The sequence below is a fragment of the Gemmata palustris genome (assembly GCF_017939745.1).
Taxonomy (GTDB): domain Bacteria; phylum Planctomycetota; class Planctomycetia; order Gemmatales; family Gemmataceae; genus Gemmata; species Gemmata palustris.
In genome coordinates, this window is record NZ_JAGKQQ010000001.1 from 1,670,011 (window position 1) to 1,688,729 (window position 18,719).

7 protein-coding genes are annotated in these 18,719 nt (G+C 64.0%); 5 read left to right on the forward strand and 2 right to left on the reverse strand.

The genetic code is table 11. The features are described 5' to 3' along the window. The first annotated feature begins 103 nt into the window (after nucleotides 1–103). On the forward strand, nucleotides 104–3,577 hold the full coding sequence (locus J8F10_RS06795) for a pyruvate carboxylase (protein ID WP_210653094.1): 3,474 nt from the start codon (nucleotides 104–106) through the stop codon (nucleotides 3,575–3,577). Nucleotides 3,578–3,595: 18 nt separating this feature from the next. Further along, entirely contained in the window at nucleotides 3,596–4,672 is a 1,077-nt protein-coding gene (locus J8F10_RS06800; protein WP_210653095.1) for an NHL domain-containing protein, read from the forward strand. A gap of 2 nt (nucleotides 4,673–4,674) precedes the next feature. On the opposite strand, the gene J8F10_RS06805 is transcribed toward J8F10_RS06800, so the two are convergent. Further along, nucleotides 4,675–5,304 carry a hypothetical protein gene (locus tag J8F10_RS06805; RefSeq protein WP_210653096.1) on the reverse strand — a complete coding sequence of 210 codons (630 nt, stop codon included), beginning with the start codon at nucleotides 5,302–5,304 and terminating at the stop codon, nucleotides 4,675–4,677. A gap of 151 nt (nucleotides 5,305–5,455) precedes the next feature. On the opposite strand from J8F10_RS06805, the gene J8F10_RS06810 reads away from it, so the two are divergent. Beyond that, entirely contained in the window at nucleotides 5,456–7,969 is a 2,514-nt protein-coding gene (locus J8F10_RS06810; protein WP_210653097.1) for a carboxylesterase family protein, read from the forward strand. Nucleotides 7,970–9,027: 1,058 nt separating this feature from the next. Here the strand turns inward: J8F10_RS06810 and uvrA are convergent. Continuing rightward, a complete protein-coding gene (uvrA, locus tag J8F10_RS06815; RefSeq protein WP_390891131.1) occupies nucleotides 9,028–16,185 on the reverse strand; it encodes an excinuclease ABC subunit UvrA in 7,158 nt (2,385 codons plus the stop codon). A gap of 297 nt (nucleotides 16,186–16,482) precedes the next feature. Between uvrA and J8F10_RS06820 the strand changes: the two genes are divergently transcribed. Both J8F10_RS06820 and J8F10_RS06825 read left to right on the forward strand, forming a co-directional pair. Then, the gene (locus J8F10_RS06820) at nucleotides 16,483–17,232 is read left to right on the forward strand and encodes a sigma-70 family RNA polymerase sigma factor (protein WP_315854082.1); all 750 of its coding nucleotides are present in this window, start codon (nucleotides 16,483–16,485) and stop codon (nucleotides 17,230–17,232) included. 11 nt (nucleotides 17,233–17,243) lie between these two features. Continuing rightward, entirely contained in the window at nucleotides 17,244–18,569 is a 1,326-nt protein-coding gene (locus tag J8F10_RS06825) for a hypothetical protein (protein ID WP_210653099.1), read from the forward strand. The last annotated feature ends 150 nt before the right edge of the window (nucleotides 18,570–18,719 follow it).

The following is an 18,719-nucleotide window of genomic DNA, read 5'->3' on the forward strand; positions in this document are numbered from 1 at the left end:
GCCCGCCTGCACCAGCAGGTGGGCTTTCTTGTTTGTTGGGCGCGGTCGCGTTCTCTATCACAACAGTAATTCCAAAAGTCCGCTGCTCCGTGAGGCTTGCCGCATGTCGGATGTGAAGTCCCCGCCGTTCCAAAAGCTCCTCGTCGCCAACCGCAGTGAGATCGCGATCCGCGTGTTCCGCTCGGCACACGAACTCGGGCTGCGCACGGTTGCGATTTACTCGCACGAGGACCGGTTCGCGCTGCACCGGTTCAAAGCGGACGAAGCGTACCAGGTCGGGAAACCGGGCGAGCCGATCCGCGCGTACCTGGACATCCCGGGGATCGTGAAGCTCGCGAAGGAAATCGGCGTCGACGCCATCCATCCTGGGTACGGGTTCCTTTCGGAGAACGCGGCGTTCGCGCGCGCCTGTGCCGAGGCGGGGATCACGTTCGTGGGTCCGCGCCCGGAGGTTCTTGAACAACTCGGAGATAAGGTGTCGGCGCGCGAGATCGCCAAGAAAGCGCAGGTGCCGGTACTGTCCGGGGGTGAATCGCCGCTCGCGAGTATAGACGAAGCGAAGGCGCTCGCGGACAAGCTCGGCTACCCAGTGATCGTGAAGGCGTCGATGGGCGGGGGCGGGCGCGGGATGCGCGTGGTTCACACCGCGGACAAGTTGCAAGACGCGGTCGAGTCCGCGCAGCGCGAGGCCGGGGCCGCGTTCGGCGTCACCGACGTGTTCCTCGAAAAGTTCGTGGTGCGCGCCAAACACATCGAAGTGCAGTTAATCGGCGACAAGCACAACGGGTTGGTTCACCTGTTCGAGCGCGACTGCTCCATCCAGCGCCGGCACCAAAAAGTCGTCGAGCTCGCCCCCGCACCCAACCTGCCCGACGACATCCGTCAGGGCATTCTCGACGCGGCGCTGTCCGTGGGCCGGGCGTGCGGGATCGATAACGCGAGCACGGTCGAGTTCCTCTACGACACCGAGGCGAAGCGGTTCTACTTCATCGAGGTCAACCCGCGCATCCAGGTGGAACACACCGTCACGGAGCAGGTGACCGGGTTCGACATCGTGCGGTCGCAGATCCTCATCGCGTCCGGGTTGCCGCTCGGTCACGAGCGCGTGGGGTTGAGGCAGAACGAGATCACCACGCGCGGCTACGCGATCCAGTGCCGCGTGACGACGGAAGACCCGGCCAACGGCTTCGTCCCGGACTACGGGCGCCTCAGTGCGTACCGGTCGAGTGGCGGACCCGGTATCCGCCTCGACGCGGGCACCGCGTTCGGCGGCGCGGTCATCACGCCGTTCTACGATTCGCTGCTCGTGAAGGTGACGGTTAGCGGACTCACCTTCGGCGACTGCGCGACCCGCATGGAACGCTGCCTGCAAGAGTTCCGCGTGCGCGGCGTGAAGACGAACATTCCGTTCTTGCTGAACCTGATCGCCCACGACCAGTTCCTCGCCGGGGACGTGACCACGCGGTTCCTGGACGAGACGCCGGACCTTTTCCGCTTCACCGCCCGGCGCGACCGCGCGACGAAGGTGCTGGCGTACCTCGCGGAAGTGATCGTGAACGGTCACCCGGAAGTCCGCGAGGGCATGAAGGGCCGGAAGACCGAGGGGGAGATTACCCCGGTTGCGCTTTCTCGCTCTCACACCTACACGCCTTCGCTCCCGAAGGGCACGCGCGACACGTTCAAGGAACTCGGCGCTGTGGGGTTCGCGAAGTGGACGCGGTCGCAGTCCCGGTTGCTGGTCACCGATACGACCATGCGCGACGCGCACCAGTCGCTGTTCGCGACGCGCATGCGCACGTTCGACATGCTGGCGATCGCGGAGCGCTACGCCGAGCACCACGCGGACCTGTTCTCGCTGGAAATGTGGGGCGGGGCGACCTTCGACACCGCGATGCGGTTCCTGAAAGAATCGCCGTGGGACCGGCTCGCCAAGCTCCGCGAGCGCGTGCCGAACATTCTGTTCCAGATGCTGGTGCGGGCCGCGAGCGCGGTCGGGTACACGAACTACCCCGACAACGTGGTGTACGAGTTCATCCGGCTCTCCGCGGAAGCCGGGATGGACATCTTCCGCATCTTCGATGCGAACAACTGGCTGCCGAACATCAAGCTCGGCATCGACGCCGTGTTGAAGACGGACGCGATCTGCGAAGCGGCGATCTGCTATACGGGGGACATCCTCGATCCGAAGCGAGACAAGTACACACTCAACTACTTCGTCAACCTCGCGAAGGAATTGGAAAAGCTCGGCACGCACTTCCTCGCGATCAAGGACATGGCGGGCCTGCTCAAGCCCTATGCCGCGAAGCGCCTGGTGAAAGCCCTGCGCGAGGCCGTTGGCGTACCGATCCACTTCCACACGCACGACTCCGCCGGTGGGCAACTCGCGTCGTACATGATGGCCGCGGAAGAGGGTGTGAACGTCGTGGACTGCGCGTTCGCGCCGATGGCCGGCGTGACCTCGCAACCGAGCCTCAACGCGCTCGTGGAAGCGACGCGGTTCACGCCGCGCGACACCGCGCTGAACTTTGATGCGCTGCAAGAAACGGCCACGTACTGGGAAGGGGTTCGCCGGCTCTACGCGCCGTTCGAGACGGGCCAGCTCGCGAGTTCCGCTGAGGTGTACCTGCACGAGATGCCGGGGGGCCAGTACGCGAACCTGTACCAGCAGGCCCACTCGCTCGGCGTCGGCGACCGGTGGACCGAGGTCGGCCGGATGTACGCCGAGGTGAACAAGCTGTTCGGCGACATCGTGAAGGTGACGCCGACCTCGAAGGTCGTCGGCGACATGACGCTGTTCATGCTCGCGAACAACCTGACGCCGGAAATGGTGCTCGACCCGAAGCGCGAAATCGCGTTTCCGGAATCGGTGGTCGAGTTCTTCGAGGGCAAACTGGGCCAGCCCCCGGGCGGGTTCCCCCCCGAGCTGCAAACCCGCATCCTGCGCGGGCGCAAGCCGCTCACGGACCGCCCCGGCGCGACGCTCCCGCCCGCGGACCTCGCGAAAGCCAAGAAGGATCTCGAGGGCAAGCTCCGGCGCCCGCCGACCGATCAGGACGTGATCTCGTACCTGCTCTACCCCAAGGTGTTCAGCGATTTCGCCGAGCACCAGGCGAAGTATTCGGACCTGAGTGTGCTGCCCACGCCCGCGTACTTCTTCGGGATGACGAAGGGCGAAGAGGTCAGCATCGAGATCGAATCGGGCAAGACGCTCATCATCAAGTTCCTCACGATCGGCGAACCGCAAGCGGACGGCCGGCGCGTGGTGTACTTCGAGTTGAACGGCCAGCCGCGCGAGGTGCTGGTCACGGACAAGTCGCTCAGCGGCGGGTCGGTGAAGGCCCGTGCGAAGGCCGAGACCGGGAACGCGAAGCACATCGCCGCGCCGATGCCCGGGGCCGTGGTCGCGGTCGCGGTCGCGCCCGGCGACGAGGTCGCGGCCGGGGCGAAGTTGCTCACGCTCGAAGCGATGAAGATGGAAACGACCCTTTACGCCGAGCGCGCGGGGAAAGTGGCCGAAGTGCTCGTGCGCCCCGGGGTGCAGGTCGAGGGCGGCGACTTGGTGATTCGATTCGAGTGACCCCCTTCAGGGTGCGCTATGCTGCCAGTTGTGTTGTTGGTGTGTTCGGTGGGCGCGGACCTCGCGCCCACGATTACTTCCCCCGTCGGGACGGGGGAACAGGGCTTCGCGGGGGATGGCGGGCCGGCGACGAAGGCCAAACTCGATCAGCCGTTCGATGTCGCCTTCGACAAGGTCGGGAACCTTTACTTTTCCGACACGTTCAATCACCGGATTCGCAAAGTGGATGCGAAGACCGGTGTCATCTCCACGGTCGCCGGGAGCGGCAAAAAAGGCTTCGCGGGTGACGGTGCGAAGGCCACCGATGCGAGCCTGAACGAGCCCTACGGCGTCGAACTCGATGCCGACGGCAACCTCTACATTGTGGACCGACTCAATTTTTGCGTGCGCAAGGTGGATGCCAAGACCGCGTTCATTACCACTGTGGCCGGCACCGGCGGGAAATCGGGCTTCGGTGGCGACGACGGCGCCGCGGACAAGGCGCTGCTCGTGGAGCCGAACGGCATGTGTCTCGACGGGAAGGGGAAGCTCTACATCGCGGATGTGGCCGGGCACCGGGTTCGCGTCGTGGACTTGGCCAAAGGCACCATTGATACGCTCGCGGGTACCGGGAAGGGCGCGACGACCGGTGACGGCGGCCCACTTAAGGACGCTGTGCTCTTCGGCCCGCGTGCGGTCGCGATGGCCCCGGACGGGCGGCTCTACATCGTCGAGCGCAACGGGCACTGCGTTCGGGTCGTGGACTTGATGAAAGGCACCATCGACCGCTTCGCGGGTACGGGAAAGAAGGGTTACACCGGCGACGGCGGGAAGGCTTCGGACGCGACCTTTGACGGCCCAAAAGAAATCGACACCGATAAGGCTGGCAACGTGTTCGTTGTGGACACCGAGAACGAAGCGATTCGGCGAATTGATGCCAAAACCGGACTCGTTACGACCGTCGCGGGGAAGGGGCGGACGAAAACGCCGGGCCTCGGTGACAACGGCCCCGCGACGTCCGCGACGCTCGGTCGGCCGCACGGGGTCGCGGTCGGGCCGGACGGGGCACTTTACATTGGTGACACGAACAGTCACCGCATCCGCAAGATGAAATGACTTCACCGCGCCAGGAAATAGCCCGCGGCGAACGCCACACCGAGTAGCACGACCACTGCGCCCGTTAGCAGGGTCGCCTGTTGGGGGGTGAGGACGATCGCGCGGGGCGGTTCGCCGAGGCTCATTGCGTCCGCGCCGGTCACGCGCGCGGGCTTCGGCTGGTCCAGTTCCACGGGAATGTCGCTCAGCCCGAGAATCTCGTCCATATCCCTTTCAAAGAGGGGCCGGTCGTCGGACGCCTTCGGAACCGCTTTTGCGGGAACCTTCGGAACGGGCGGCGGAGCCACCCGCGCCTTCGCTGGCGCCGCACTCACTTTCGCAATAGGCGGCGGGGCCGTCTCCGTCTCTTCCGTGTCGTTCTCTGTGGGCAGGGGCGCTGGTAACGCAGAAAGTGGGGCCGCGCCCGGTTGCGCCATCTGGGTGGCGGGTTTCACCATGCGCTCGGTCGCCACGTTCCCGAGCATCGCGTCCACATCGTCCAGGTTGATGTGCTCGGTCTTCGCGTCGTCGCCCGAATGTGCGGGCACCGTGATGGCGGAGCCGCAGTGCGGGCACGTGGTTTCCGTTCCCGCCTTGCGGGTCGCGATCCCCAGGAGGCGGGCACAGTGAGTGCAGCGGAACCGGATGGGCATTCCGAAGTCTCCGACCAACGGCGGGCCGTGTGAGTGGTTAGTGCAGTATACCCGACGGTCCCGGTCCGGGTGTCCGAATCCGGTGCTTGATCCGCCGACCGCCCCGGGAAACAATAAGTGTCTGAGGCGCGCACCCCGATTGGAGCACCCGATGACCCCACGCCGCACCCGTTTGGCCCTCGCGCTGGTTCTGTTCGTGGGCTGTGCCGCCGTCGCGGTCCCGGCGGAGGTCGTCGTCCTCAAGGACGGGTTCGTCATCCAGGGGGACATGCGGAAGGAGACCGAGGTCGTTGTTGATAAGGCGAGCGGGCGCTCCGTTCCGATCGTGAAAGCCGGCGGGCTCGACATCATCGACGAGGGGCCGAAGTGGACGATCTTCAGCACCCACGCGAAGCAGCTCGGGGCCATTTCCCCGGACATCAAGTTGCGCCCGGAGTACAAGGCGTACACGATGCCGTTCCCGGGGCGGAAGTCGAACAACCCGCTCACCGACATCGGCGAGACCGTGAAGGTCAGCGAGTTCAACTCGAAGTGGATCAGAACGATCGAGGCGAAGTCGTTCGTCGCCGCGAACGCGCACATCGATCAGCAGATCACGCACATCGACCCGCACATGATCTACCTCGTCTCGGCGACGCACCTCTGGCGCCTCTCCTACCGGACGAACGAGTGGGACCCGAAGCTCGTCCGCAAGCTCCTGTTGATGCACCCCGAACTGTCCGAGCCCGACGGCAAGTGCGTTCCCCTCAAGCGTATCGCGCTCGCCAAGTTCATGCTCGACGCCGGCTGGCTCCAGTACGCGAAGGACGAGATGGACCGGCTCAAGCGCGAGTTCACGGCCGCGCTGCCCAAGGACGCACAAGAGGCGCACGACCAGCTCACGAAGGAGATCGACCAGGCCACGGCGGAACTCGTCGTGCGCGAGGCCGAAAAAGCGCTCGCGGCCGGGCGCTACAAGTACGCGGCCGAGGTGCTCGCGATCTTCCCGGAGAAGACCGCCGACTCGAAGGAGGTGGCCCGCGCCGCGAAGGTCGGGGCCGATCTGAAGACCGGCCAGGAGCGCCACGACACCGCCCGGCGGGTGCTGAACGGCCTCATTGATGACGTGAGCGGAACGCGCCCCCTCAACGCGCTCGTCGCGGTCGGCGGGGGCGCGGCGCTGGGTGCCTGGAAGCCGGAAAAGGCCGTCACTTCACAGGCGCTCGAACTCGCGGCGGCGGGCGCGCACGTGTTCGCGGAACTGCACCCGGACTCCGCGATGCGCATCGAAACGTTCGTGACGCTCGCGACCCAGGCCGAGCGGGAGCGCGCGGCCGGCAAGGAGCCGACCAAGAAGCCCGACGAGCTGATCGCCACTGCGATCAGCGGGTGGGCGCTGGGCCGGAACGGTGCCACCCCGAACGTGGAATCGGCGCTCAAAGTTTGGTCCGCGCGCCAGTTGGTGCTCGCGTACCAGCGGGGCGAGTCACCGGCCAGTCGCAACGACGCCCTGTCCCGCTATCGGAAGAACGCGGCCCTCGACATCCCGCAACTCGCGCAGGTCATCTCGCTGTTACCGCCGGCCGAACCGGAGGACCTCAACGACCGCACCGGCAAACCACTTTCGATCGGGAAGACCGTACCCGGGGGCGTTTATCAGCGGACGTCCGCGCCCGCTCCCGGGCACGCCGCGGGCATCGACTACATCGTGAAGCTCCCGCCCGAGTACCACCACGGCCGCGCGTACCCGGTGCTGATCGTTCTCACGCACGCCGGGATCAACCCGGAAGACGTGCTGGGGCCGCTCATGACCGAGTCCGAGAAGAACGGGTACATCGTCGTCGCGCCCGAGTGGACCAACCAGTTCGGGAAGGGCTGGCAGTGGCGCCCGGAAGATCACGTGTACGTGACGGCCGTGCTCCGCGACGCGGTGCGGCACTTCACCGTCGACAACGACCGCGTGTTCCTCTGCGGTGTGGGGGAGGGCGCGAACATGGCGATGGACGTTGGCGCCTCGCACCCGGACCTGTTCGCCGGGGTGGTCCCGATGGCCCCCATTCCCAAATGGGGGAACTTCTTCATCGAGTACTGGCGCAACGCACAGAAATTGCCGTTCTACGTGGTGACGGGCGAACTCGCCGGTCAGTCGCTCCCCAACCTGCGGCACATCTTCGCGAACTGGACGCGCCACGGGTTCCCGGCCGTGATGACGATCTACAAGGGGCGCGCGGTCGAGTGGTTCGCCGCGGAGACGCCGACGATTTTCGACTGGATGAGTCGCAAGACCCGCGTGAACGGCACCGCGACGCTGGCCCTGGGCAGCAACCGCCAATCGTGGGCCATGTTGCGCGAGAACGACAACCGGTTCTACTGGCTCCAGGCGGACAAGGTCGTCGTGGGGAAGAACGGGGGGGCGATCGTCCCGGCGCTGATGCAGGGCGACGTTCGGGGGAACTTGATCGACTTGAAGTGCGACAAGGTGAAGCACCTCACCGTGTGGCTGAGTGCGGAGATGATCGACTGGACGAAACCGGTGAAAGTGCAGATCAACGGCTCGGTACCGTCGGGCTGGTCCAAGGCGAAGGCAATCGAGCCGAGCCTGGACGTGCTCCTCGAGGACTACCACGAGCGCGGCGACCGGCGCATGCTGTTCCTGAACAAACTGGAACTCAAGACGGTGCCGTGATGGTGTGCCCGACGTCGGGCGAACGACCTGTGCGAGTGAGATCGAACGAAGAGTTTTGACAGGATTAACAGGATCGACGGGATAAGCCGTGCCGGGCGAACGGCCGGCACAAGCCGCCGACCGTCACCGCCACTTGGCCTTAACCGAGGTCCACTCCGTAGGTGGGAGATGAACCTGGGGAACCCATATCTATCCGGGGTAACCACTGCGGGCCGCCGTCACTCTGCAACAGGTTGCTTGGCCCGAGCTGACGCTCTTGTTGGCCGCTCAGCGAACCGACCAATGAGCCGAGACGCCAGCCCGAGAATGCCCCAAGCCATGAAAGCGAGGGTCCAGCACGCGAAGATGAATGGCAAGAACAATGTGTGATCGCCTGCGAGCAGGACCGGAATCACCGTTCCCAATACCAAGAGGATCGCGAGCACGTCGTTTCTCCAATGGCCCACCGAGGGATCACGCTTATTCGCCTCATCTTCCGATCGGCTTACTCCGCGTAGATAAAAACGGGTAATCAAGAATGCCAACATGCAGAATTGAATCCAAAGAAAGGGCATTTCGACAGCCACAATCGCAGCGATGTCTCGTCCAGTAGTTGAGCTATCTCGATGCTGCCAAATCCACCAAGCCGAATAGCTGAGCCACAGAGAACCGACGCAAGCGATAAGCAGCGCCCGATCTGAGCCACGCTGGAAACCGCGGGACCGAGCTAACCACAATCCGAAGCTCACCGTGGCCAAAGCTAAGAAGAGAGGAGCCGAAAATTGATACCACAACATCTGTTCGGTCGGAATCTGTACCTGATAGGAAGGTGGACGCATATTCGCCGGGATCGACACTGATTGTGGAGACACGGTGAACCGCCTGTGTGGGCGAACAGTGTTTCTGCTGGTCAGCACAGCACGGGAATTGCGACCCGAATGTTAACCTCGACCTAGACGCTCTCCAACGATATTTGCGGAGCAATAGCCGATCCCGCACTACCAACCAACCATCTGATGTTGGTGCTTGTTTATCCCGTAACAGCACAGCCCGGGGTTGAAACCCCGGGTGTGGATTTCTTACCCCGCTTCTTTTTCACTCGCATCGCCGTTACCGAACGTCTTGCGGAACGCCTTCAGGTGCTCCGCGAGCAGCGGTTTCAGCGCTCCGGTGTCCAGGTGATTGCCGGTCACGAGCCACAGTTTTAGTACCTCGCTCCCGTCCGCGCGGTCGCCCTCGACGGTCACGTTGCGGCCGAAGTTTTCGTACTGCGAGAGCTTCGCCGATCCGCGCCGGCCCGTGAACCAGACTTCAAGGGCGTCGTGCTCTTTCGTCTTGAGCCGCGCCCAGAACCGTGACATCCCCTTCGGGTACACGGTCACTGCGTCGCGCACGTCCCACTTGAAGACCAGCGTCGGATCGACGTCTTGGAGCAGTTTCACGAGCCGTGGGAGGATCGCGCGGTCCCACTTCGCACCTCGACCCAGCGGGAACCCCTTCTCGCCGAGGTGCCACTTCTCGCCGTCCTTCTTCCAGGGCATGTTGCCCTCGATCCCGCCCGCGGTTGTGTCGCTGAGCCCCTGGATAATTTCAACAGCGCGGGTGAGGAACTCGCGGAACGCGGGCGTATCGATCTCGGACTTCTTGTGAACGGTGACCGTGACCGTTTGCCAGCCCGATGCGTTGTGAATTTCGACGCGGTTGGCGTCGCGCGAGTACCCTTCGAGCCCCGGTGTGTCGGAGAGCGGCGGGATCGCGAGCTTCGCCGCCAGTTGGTCCTGTTTGAACGGCCGACCCGGGAGCGGGAACACGAGCTTCATGTACGCTTCGTGCCCGGTCATCGCGTGGAGGAACCAGCCGTCGGCCTTGCGCGGGGTGGGGATCTCCACGACGCTGCGGTGGTTCCACTTTGTATCGGGGAACGTGCCGAGCTCGTAAATAAGCTCAACGACCCACGAGAGCGCCTCGCCGTCCCACTTCACCGGTTTGCCCGTGGTGGTAACGCGGTCCCGGGTGTGCCAGCCCGGGCCGTCCGCTTCCCAGGGAAGTTTTTGGTCCTTGCCCACGTCGGAGATGTCGAGGTCGCCCTCGCGCTTGGCGAGCGCGGCCTTCGGGTCGAACTTCGGGCGCTCGGCGAACGGCCCGGCCTCGATCACCCCCTTCAGGATGCGCCCGGTGTGCGTCGGGGCGCCGGCGCCGAACTGCTGGACCACCTCTTCCGGCGAGCCCTGCGCGACCACCTGGCCGCCCCCGCCGCCGGCCTCCGGTCCCATGTCGATGACCCAGTCCGCGGTCTTGATGACGTCGAGGTTGTGCTCGACCGTAATCACCGTGTTCCCGAGATCGACTAGCCGCTGGAGCACTTCGAGCAACTTGCGGATGTCGTCGAAGTGAAGCCCGGTCGTCGGCTCGTCGAGCAGGTAGAGCGTCTTCCCGGTGCTCGGGCGCGCGAGTTCCGCGGCGAGCTTCACGCGCTGGGCCTCGCCGCCGGACATGGTGGGCGCGGGCTGCCCGAGTGCCATGTACCCGAGACCCACGTCTTCGAGCGTTTGGAGCACGTGCCGGATTTTCGGGATGTTGTTGAAGAGCCCCAGCGCCTCGCTGATCCGCATGTTCAGTACGTCGGCGATGGACTTGCCGTGGTACCGCACCGCGAGCGTTTCGGGGTTGTACCGCGTGCCGTTGCAGGTGTCGCACTCCACCCACACATCGGGGAGGAAGTGCATCTCGATCACCTTCTGACCCATCCCCTCGCACGCCTCGCACCGCCCGCCCTTTTGGTTGAAGCTGAAGCGCCGCGGGTGGTACCCGCGCACTTTGGATTCGGGCAGGCGCGCGAACAATTCGCGGATCAGCTCGAACACGCCGGTGTAGGTCGCGGGGTTCGAGGACGGCGAGTTACCGATCGGGTCTTGATCGACGTTGATGATCTTGTCGACGAACTCGAGCCCCTGGATGTCGTCGTGGGCCGCGCCCGCGGTTCGCGCGCGGTGCAACTTCCGCGCGAGCGTGTTGTAGAGCACTTCATTTACAAGAGACGACTTCCCGGACCCGCTCACCCCGGTCACAGCGACAAACGCCCCAAGAGGGATGTGAACGTCCACGTTCTTGAGGTTGTGTTGCCGCGCGCCGAGGATGCTGAGGGCGTGACCCAGCGGCGACCGTGCGGCGACGGAAGGCAACCCCTCCCCAACCCCTCCCCTAAACGGAGAGGGGCTTAAAACCGGCGCCGGAACTTGCGCTGCTTTTTTGGCTTTCTCCCCCTTCCTTTTTAGGGAAGGGGGTTGGGGGGTTAGATTTCTACTCCCCTCCGCCGTGCGCCGGTTCGTCGGGACCGGAATGGCGAGCTTGCCGCTCAGATACTTACCAGTGAGTGAATCCGGGTTCTTCGTGACCTGTTTAGGCGTGCCACTCGCGGTGATTTCTCCCCCGCGGTCGCCGGCGCCGGGTCCGAAGTCGAGTAAGTGGTCGGCTGCCGCGATCACTTCACGGTCGTGCTCGACGACCACCAGCGTGTTGCCGAGGTCGCGGAGGCGGTGCAGTGCCTGGAGCAGTCGCTCGTTGTCGCGCGGGTGGAGCCCGATCGTTGGCTCGTCGAGCACGTACAGCACGCCCGTCAGCCCGCTGCCGATTTGGGACGCGAGCCGGATGCGCTGCGCTTCGCCGCCCGAGAGCGTTGGGCCTTGTCGGGCGAGCGTGAGGTAATCCAACCCGACATCGACGAGGAACTTGAGGCGCGACGCGATCTCGCGCAGCACTTCGCCCGCGACCTGTCGTTCCGTCTTCGTCAGTTTCAGCGCATCGAACATGGCGAGCGTGTCGCCGAGTGACTTCGCGCAGAGTTCGCCGAGCGTAAGTCCCGCGAACCGCGTGGCCGCCGCATCGGAACGAATCCGCGCACTGCGACAGGCTGAGCAGGGCACTTCGTCCACGAGGTGGTCGAGCCGCTGGCGGTACACCCACGACACGCGCGAGGCTTCGTCCACCGCGGGGAACAAACCCTTGTACTGAAATCGCGGAGCGTGAGTTCGCAGTGCGGCGGGAGCCGGTTTCTTGCCCTTAGTTTTCGGTTCCGAGTTCCGCGTTCCGGGTTCCGTGCTCAGCTCGACCCAGGCGTCGCCCGTACCGTGAAGCACCGCGCGCTGGTGGGCCGGGTCGAGTTTGCCGAACGCGGTGTCGAGCGAGAACCCGACGTGCTTTGCCAGTGCTTCCGCAAACGGCAACCACGGTGATCCTTTCTCCAGTGACGGCCACGCGGTCACCGCGCCGGCGCGGAGCGAGAGGTTCGTATCACCGAGGAGGAGGTTGGCGTTCGCGCCACGCTGGAACCCCAGGCCTTCGCACGTGGGGCACCACCCGAGCGGGCTGTTGAACGAGTAGTGGTGCGGGTTGAGCGGCTCGAAGCTCAGGTTGCAGTGCTCGCACGCGAGGTGTTGCGAGAACTTTTCCACCTTCCACTTGGCTTCATCGACATCGGCTTCGACGTAGGCGATGTGCATCACGCCGCGTCCGAGGTCGAGCGACTGTTCGACCGCTTCGGCGATCCGGGTCCGCGTCCCGGGCTTCACCACGTTGCGATCGACCACGACCTCGACGTTGTGCTTGCGGCGGTGGTCGATTTGGGGCGGTTCGTCGATGGTGTAACTCTTGCCGTTGACACGCATCCGCGTGTACCCGGTGCGCCGGATCTCGTCGAACAGCGTGTCGTACTTCTCCTGCCCCTTGCGCTCCAGCGGGGCCATGATGTAGAGCTTCGTCCCTTCCGGGAGTGACAGTACCTTGTCAACGATTTCGTCCGCGGTCTGCGTGCCCACGGGCCGCGAGCAGTTCGGGCAGTGGCGCTGGCCGAGCCGCGCAAACAGAATTCGCAGGTAGTCGTAAATCTCGGTGACGGTACCGACCGTGCTGCGCGGGCTCTTGCTCGTCGTCTTTTGTTCGATGCTGATGGCCGGTGACAGCCCGGTGACGTGTTCCACGCGAGGCTTCTGAACCTGCCCCAAGAACTGCCGGGCGTAGCTGGAGAGCGACTCGACGTAGCGGCGCTGGCCCTCGGCATAAATCGTGTCGAGCGCGAGCGACGACTTGCCCGACCCCGACGGCCCGCAGAACACACTCATTTTTTCGCGCGGCAACCGGGCCGACACGTTCTTGAGGTTGTGCTGGCAGGCGCCCTCAACACACAAGTGCGTGATGTACTCCTGACCCGTGCTCGGTGCGGCTTTGGTGGTCTTCTTCTTGCTGTTCGCTGCTTTCTTGGTGGATGCGAGCAGCGGCGCGAGCGCCTGGCCGGTGTAAGACTCCTTGGACTTCGCGACTGTCTCCGGCGTCCCTGCGACGACAATCTGACCGCCACCGGAACCGCCCTCGGGTCCGAGATCGATCACCCAGTCCGCGGTCTTTATCACGTCAAGGTCGTGCTCGATCACGAGCACGGTGTTCCCCTGCTCGGCGAACCCGTGGAGCACTTCGAGCAGTTTGCGCACGTCCTCGAAGTGGAGCCCGGTCGTCGGTTCGTCGAGGATGTAGAGCGTCTTACCAGTGGAACGCCTGACAAGTTCTTTCGCGAGCTTGATGCGCTGGGCTTCGCCGCCCGAAAGTGTCGGGGACGGCTGGCCCAACTTGATGTAGTCGAGGCCGACGTCGTGGAGCGTCTGCACCATCAGGCGCACTTTCGGGACGTGCTCGAAGTGTTCGAGCGCCTCCGCCACTTCCATTTCCAGCACGTCCTGGATCGACTTGCCCCGATACTTCACCTGGAGCGTTTCGCGGTTGAAGCGCCGGCCCTCACAGACGGGACACTGCACCCACACGTCCGCGAGGAAGTCCATTTCGAGCTTGTTCGCGCCGTTGCCTTCGCACGCTTCGCACCGGCCGCCGGGCTTGTTGAAGCTGAAGCGGCCGGGCTGGTACCCGCGCACCTTCGCGTCCGACATTTCCGCGTACAGCGAACGAATCTCGTCCCAGAGCTTGATGTAGGTCGCGGGGTTCGAGCGCGGGGTTCGGCCAATCGGCGTCTGGTCGATGTCGATGACTTTGTCGATGTGCTCCGTGCCCTCGACTCGGTCGCAGAATGCTGAAGAGGGAAGGGCGAGGGCCGAATCCGCCGTTTCCTCGGCTTCTTCCTCCTGATTCGCTTTGCTGCCATCAACCTTCATCTGTCCGCGGAGCACGTCATTAATGAGCGACGACTTGCCCGACCCGCTCACGCCGGTGATGCACACGAACACGCCGAGCGGGATCTCGGCTGTAACGTTCTTCAGGTTGTTGTGCTTAGCCCCAACGATACGCAGAGTTTTGCCGTTGGGTTGTCGGCGCTTGGCCGGAACCTCGATCTTCTTCGCGCCGGTGAGGTACTGCCCGGTGAGGCTGCGCGGTTCCGCGAACACCTCGGCGGGTGTGCCGGCCGCGACCACCTCACCCCCGCCAACGCCGGGACCGGGGCCGAAGTCCACGAGGTAATCAGCCGCGCGCATCGTGTCCTCGTCGTGTTCGACCACGAGGACCGTGTTGCCCATGTCGCGGAGGCGTTCGAGGCTCGCGAGTAGGCGCGCGTTGTCGCGCGGGTGCAGCCCGATGCTCGGTTCGTCGAGCACGTACAGCACGCCTACCAGCCCGCTGCCAATCTGTGAGGCGAGCCGGATGCGCTGGGCTTCACCCCCCGAGAGCGACGGCGCCTGTCGGTCGAGCGTGAGGTAGTGCAGCCCGACGTTCAGCAGGAACCCGAGCCGCGCGCGAATCTCCTTCAGCAGTTCGCCCGCGACGACCTTCGAGGTGGTCGAAATCGTCTGTTCGTAGTCGTTGAACCACGGCATCAGGTCGCCGATGGGCGTGTGCCCGACTTCCACGAGCGTGCGCCCGCCGACGCGGACGGCCCGCGCTTGCGGGTTGAGGCGCTGGCCGTCGCACGCGGGGCAGTGGACCCGGCGCATGTACTTTTCGAGCTGCATGCGCCGCGGACCGGCTGCGGTCTTTTTGAACTGCGCGATCAGTTGCGGTACGATCCCCTCCCATTTCCCGCCGTGCTTCCAGACTTTTCCGCCGCGCTGTTTCCACTCCCAAACGATGTGCGCATCTCCACCTCCTTGAAGGATGAGGTCTTGGTGCGCGGCCGAGAGCTTGCTCCAGGGTGTCTTCAGATCAATTCCGAGTGACTTCGCTACCCCCTCGAAAATGTGCTTCCGCCACCGGCCCATTCCCCTAAGCGGCCCCACAATCGGAATTGCGCCTTCGTAGAAGCTGAGTGCCGGGTCCGGGATCAGCAGGTCGGGGTCGAAGGTGTAGAGCGTGCCCAACCCGTCGCAGGCCGGGCACATCCCGTGCGGGCTGTTGAAGCTGAATAGCTGGGGGGTCGGCGGTTCGTAACTGATGTTGCAGTGCGTGCAGGCGTAATGCGCCGACAGCAGGATGTCCGAGAATCGCGGAGCGCGGAGTTCGGAGCGCGGAATTTCGGAATCGGCTTCCTTTGCTTCCGGTTCTTCCTTTTCCGGTTCGACGGAAATGATGAGGTTGCCTTCGGCGAGGTTCAGTGCCTGCTCGACCGCCTCGGCAACGCGAACCCGGAAATTGCCGTCTTCCGTTCCGCGTTCCGCGTTCCGCGTTCCGCGCTTTTGGAGCCGATCGACGACGATTTCGATGGTGTGCTTGATGCGCTTGTCGAGCTTCAGGTCGTCGGTCAACTTCACGAGCTGACCGTCGACGCGGGCGCGGACGTACCCGCGCTTCACCATGTCCGCGAAGAAGTCCTTGAACTCGCCCTTCTGCCCGCGCACCACCGGCGCGAGGAGCTGGAACCGCGTGCCCTCGGGGAGCGCGAGAATGCGGCCGATGATCTGTTCGCGCGTCTGGGCCGTAATCGGCCGTTCGCATTTCGGGCAGTGACCTTGTCCCAGGCGGGCATAGAGTACCCGGAGGAAGTCGCTCACTTCGGTGATGGTGCCGACCGTGCTCCGGGGGTTGCGCCCGGCGGTCTTCTGCTGGATGCTCACCGACGGGGACAGACCGCCGATGTAGTCCACGTCCGGCTTCGGCAACTGGCCGAGGAACTGTCGGGCGTAGCTGGAGAGTGACTCGACGTAGCGGCGCTGGCCTTCGGCATAAATCGTGTCGAACGCGAGCGACGATTTGCCGCTCCCGCTCACGCCGGTGAAGACGATGAGCTTGTTGCGCGGGAGTTCGAGGTTCACCCCGCGCAGGTTGTGTTCGCGCGCCCCACGGACGACGATACTCTTGGTGTCCATCATGCCCGGAGACTCCTCCTGAGTGTCGAACGCGACCTGGGCTTTCAGCGAGCGCGAAGGGTACAGATGGTTACTATACGGCTAGTGAACGGGAGTGGATAGGCGAAGTCGGCAAAGCCGGTAGCTTGGTGGGCGGAGCAATTCGGAACAACAGTACATGCTGTAAAGTCAACCGGATTCTCATTCTTATCTCATGAGCTCGTTGGCGTGGTATAGTTTCATTTACACGCGCTGGACCAGTTTTCGGGTACTTCCGGGAACTTCGGCTCTGGGCGGAACGTCGAACCGGTAGAAGTCGTGAACGACGACGATCGCCGGCTCATCGCGGACTGTCTGGGCGGCCGACGGGATGCCTTCGGAGAGTTGGTATCCCAATACCAGGCAAGACTTTATAACTCCGCGCTGCGCCTGGTACTTAGCCCCGAGGATGCCGCTGACGTCGTTCAGGACACGTTCCTGAGCGCCTATCAGGCGCTACACACCTTCAAAGGTGATGCCGAATTTTTCACGTGGTTGTACAGGATTGCGTTCAATACCGCAATTAGTTTGAAACGGAAGAAGAAGCCGTCTGTTAGCTTGGAGAATCACACGCGGGAGACCGGCCTCGACCCAGATGACCCGTCCGAGTACGTCAAGCCGTCTGCCGCGCTCGAACGAACCGAGGACGAACAGCAGTTAAGTGACGCGATCGCGAGGCTTTCCACTGAACACCGCGATGTTCTCGTGTTGAAAGACCTCGAGGGAATGAAGTACGAGGAGATCGCCGAGGTGCTGGAGGTGCCAATCGGGACGATCCGTAGTCGCTTGCACCGGGCACGATTGGAACTCAGGGACTTGCTCGTTTCCCCCAATGGCCGTGAATCGCGTGGCGCGCGTGAAGAACGCGAAGGACGTGCGGAGCACGGAGAGCGGGAAGGTCGGGGCGAATTTCACGTGGACGATGTGAACACCCCGCGACCGAGCGATACCGCAAGAGACGCAAGAAACGCAGGGAGCGAAGAGAAAGAACCCCCTACTCAGTCGCGCCCGACTCGCCGGGGCGATTGAAGCGAACGAACATGACTCCTGCTCAACTCGAACTGATTACCGCCGCGGTCGACGGAGAACTGTCCCTGACAGAAACTCGGGGGCTGCGCCGGCTGCTGTCGAACTCCCCCGACGCTCGCTCACTCTACGCGAAACTGAAGGTCGACCGCGACCGCGTGCGCGCTCTGACACGAATGGCCCCGCCGGTCGATCTGCACGCCAAAATCATGGCTCGCGTCGCCACGATCACGCCTGCGCCGCGCGTGAAACCAAAGTCGTTCACTCAACCCGCACCCGTGCCGCCTCCCGCCCGATCTCGATCGACGGGTATTCTGGCGTGGGCGCCGGTCGCGGTCGCGGCGAGTGTGTTCCTGTGTGTGGCCGCCGGCTCGTTCGCGTTCTTCACCGGTCAAGCCGGTACCAGTACGGCCACGAAGACTCAGTGGTCGAATGTGCTTCCCGCTCCGCAAGACGGCCCGTCAACCATTCCGTCGCCGATTGAACCGCGACCCGACCCGAACACGACCGCGCACAAAGATTCTTCGATTCCGTCGGCTCCCGAACCGCACGCCGCTCTACCAACTGCGGTCGTCATCGCGCCCGAACCGCGTTCAGTGGCGCCCGATCTGATCGGCTCCCCGCTGTTCCCCAAACTTCCGCCGTTCGATCGCGTAGAGGTGCGGTTGCCGTTCCTGCGGTCGGTCACGGACCTTGGCCGTGAAGACATCAGTCAAGAATTGCTCGACGAACTGCGACGCGATCCCGATCCGGTGTTCAAGTTCGATCTCTTTGTGCGCGATACGGCTCGCGGGGCCGAAGTCTTCCAGAACGCCGCGAAAGCGAGCGGCCTAGCGGTATCTGCGGACGCCGCGACACTCGAAAAACTGAAGAAGAAGCAGGCCCACGCGGTCGTGATTTACACCGAGAGTCTGACTGCCGCGGAACTGGCTGTGTTGTTCGCGAAACTTTCAAGCGAGGACGCGAAGTTCTCCCCGAAGGTGTGCGACTCCCTCCACGCCACCCCGGTCGTGCGCTCCGACGAACTCGAATTGAAGGCGATTCTGGGTGTGGACGCGGGGCTGTTCAAGCGGACGGGGCAGGGGGATAAGACCCACGACAAAACCGACCCCAAGCACGTGAGCGCCGGGACGATTGACAGCGTGGTGAAGTCGGTGACGACCCCGCCGTCGAAGCCGGGCGAAAAGCACGCGGTGCTGCTGACGTGGCAGACGACCCACGCGACCATCGCCCGCACGAACCCGTCGCTGTCCACAGAACTGAAACACTACCTCGCAAAGCGCGGCACCCGCAAGCCGAACGCCGTTCCCGCGATCATTGTCATCCGCCCGGTGGGGTGAGACATTAGATCAGCAGCTTAAATTCTGTTGGGATGCCGCGGAACTATTTCCGCGGCTTTTTTGTTTTATGTGCTCGGCCTTTTGGCGGCTGAGTGACCGCCTCATCTGGCTATAAGCCGCCAACGTTGACTGACTTTGACAACGAGGCAA

Excerpts from the sequence above, each read along its gene's own strand:
- J8F10_RS06825 (WP_210653099.1), top strand. The coding sequence starts at position 17,244 with ATGACTCCTGCTCAACTCGAACTGATTACCGCCGCGGTCGACGGAGAA.
- J8F10_RS06795 (WP_210653094.1), top strand. The coding sequence starts at position 104 with ATGTCGGATGTGAAGTCCCCGCCGTTCCAAAAGCTCCTCGTCGCCAAC.
- J8F10_RS06800 (WP_210653095.1), top strand. The coding sequence starts at position 3,596 with ATGCTGCCAGTTGTGTTGTTGGTGTGTTCGGTGGGCGCGGACCTCGCG.
- J8F10_RS06810 (WP_210653097.1), top strand. The coding sequence starts at position 5,456 with ATGACCCCACGCCGCACCCGTTTGGCCCTCGCGCTGGTTCTGTTCGTG.
- uvrA (WP_390891131.1), bottom strand. The coding sequence starts at position 16,185 with ATGGACACCAAGAGTATCGTCGTCCGTGGGGCGCGCGAACACAACCTG.
- J8F10_RS06805 (WP_210653096.1), bottom strand. The coding sequence starts at position 5,304 with ATGCCCATCCGGTTCCGCTGCACTCACTGTGCCCGCCTCCTGGGGATC.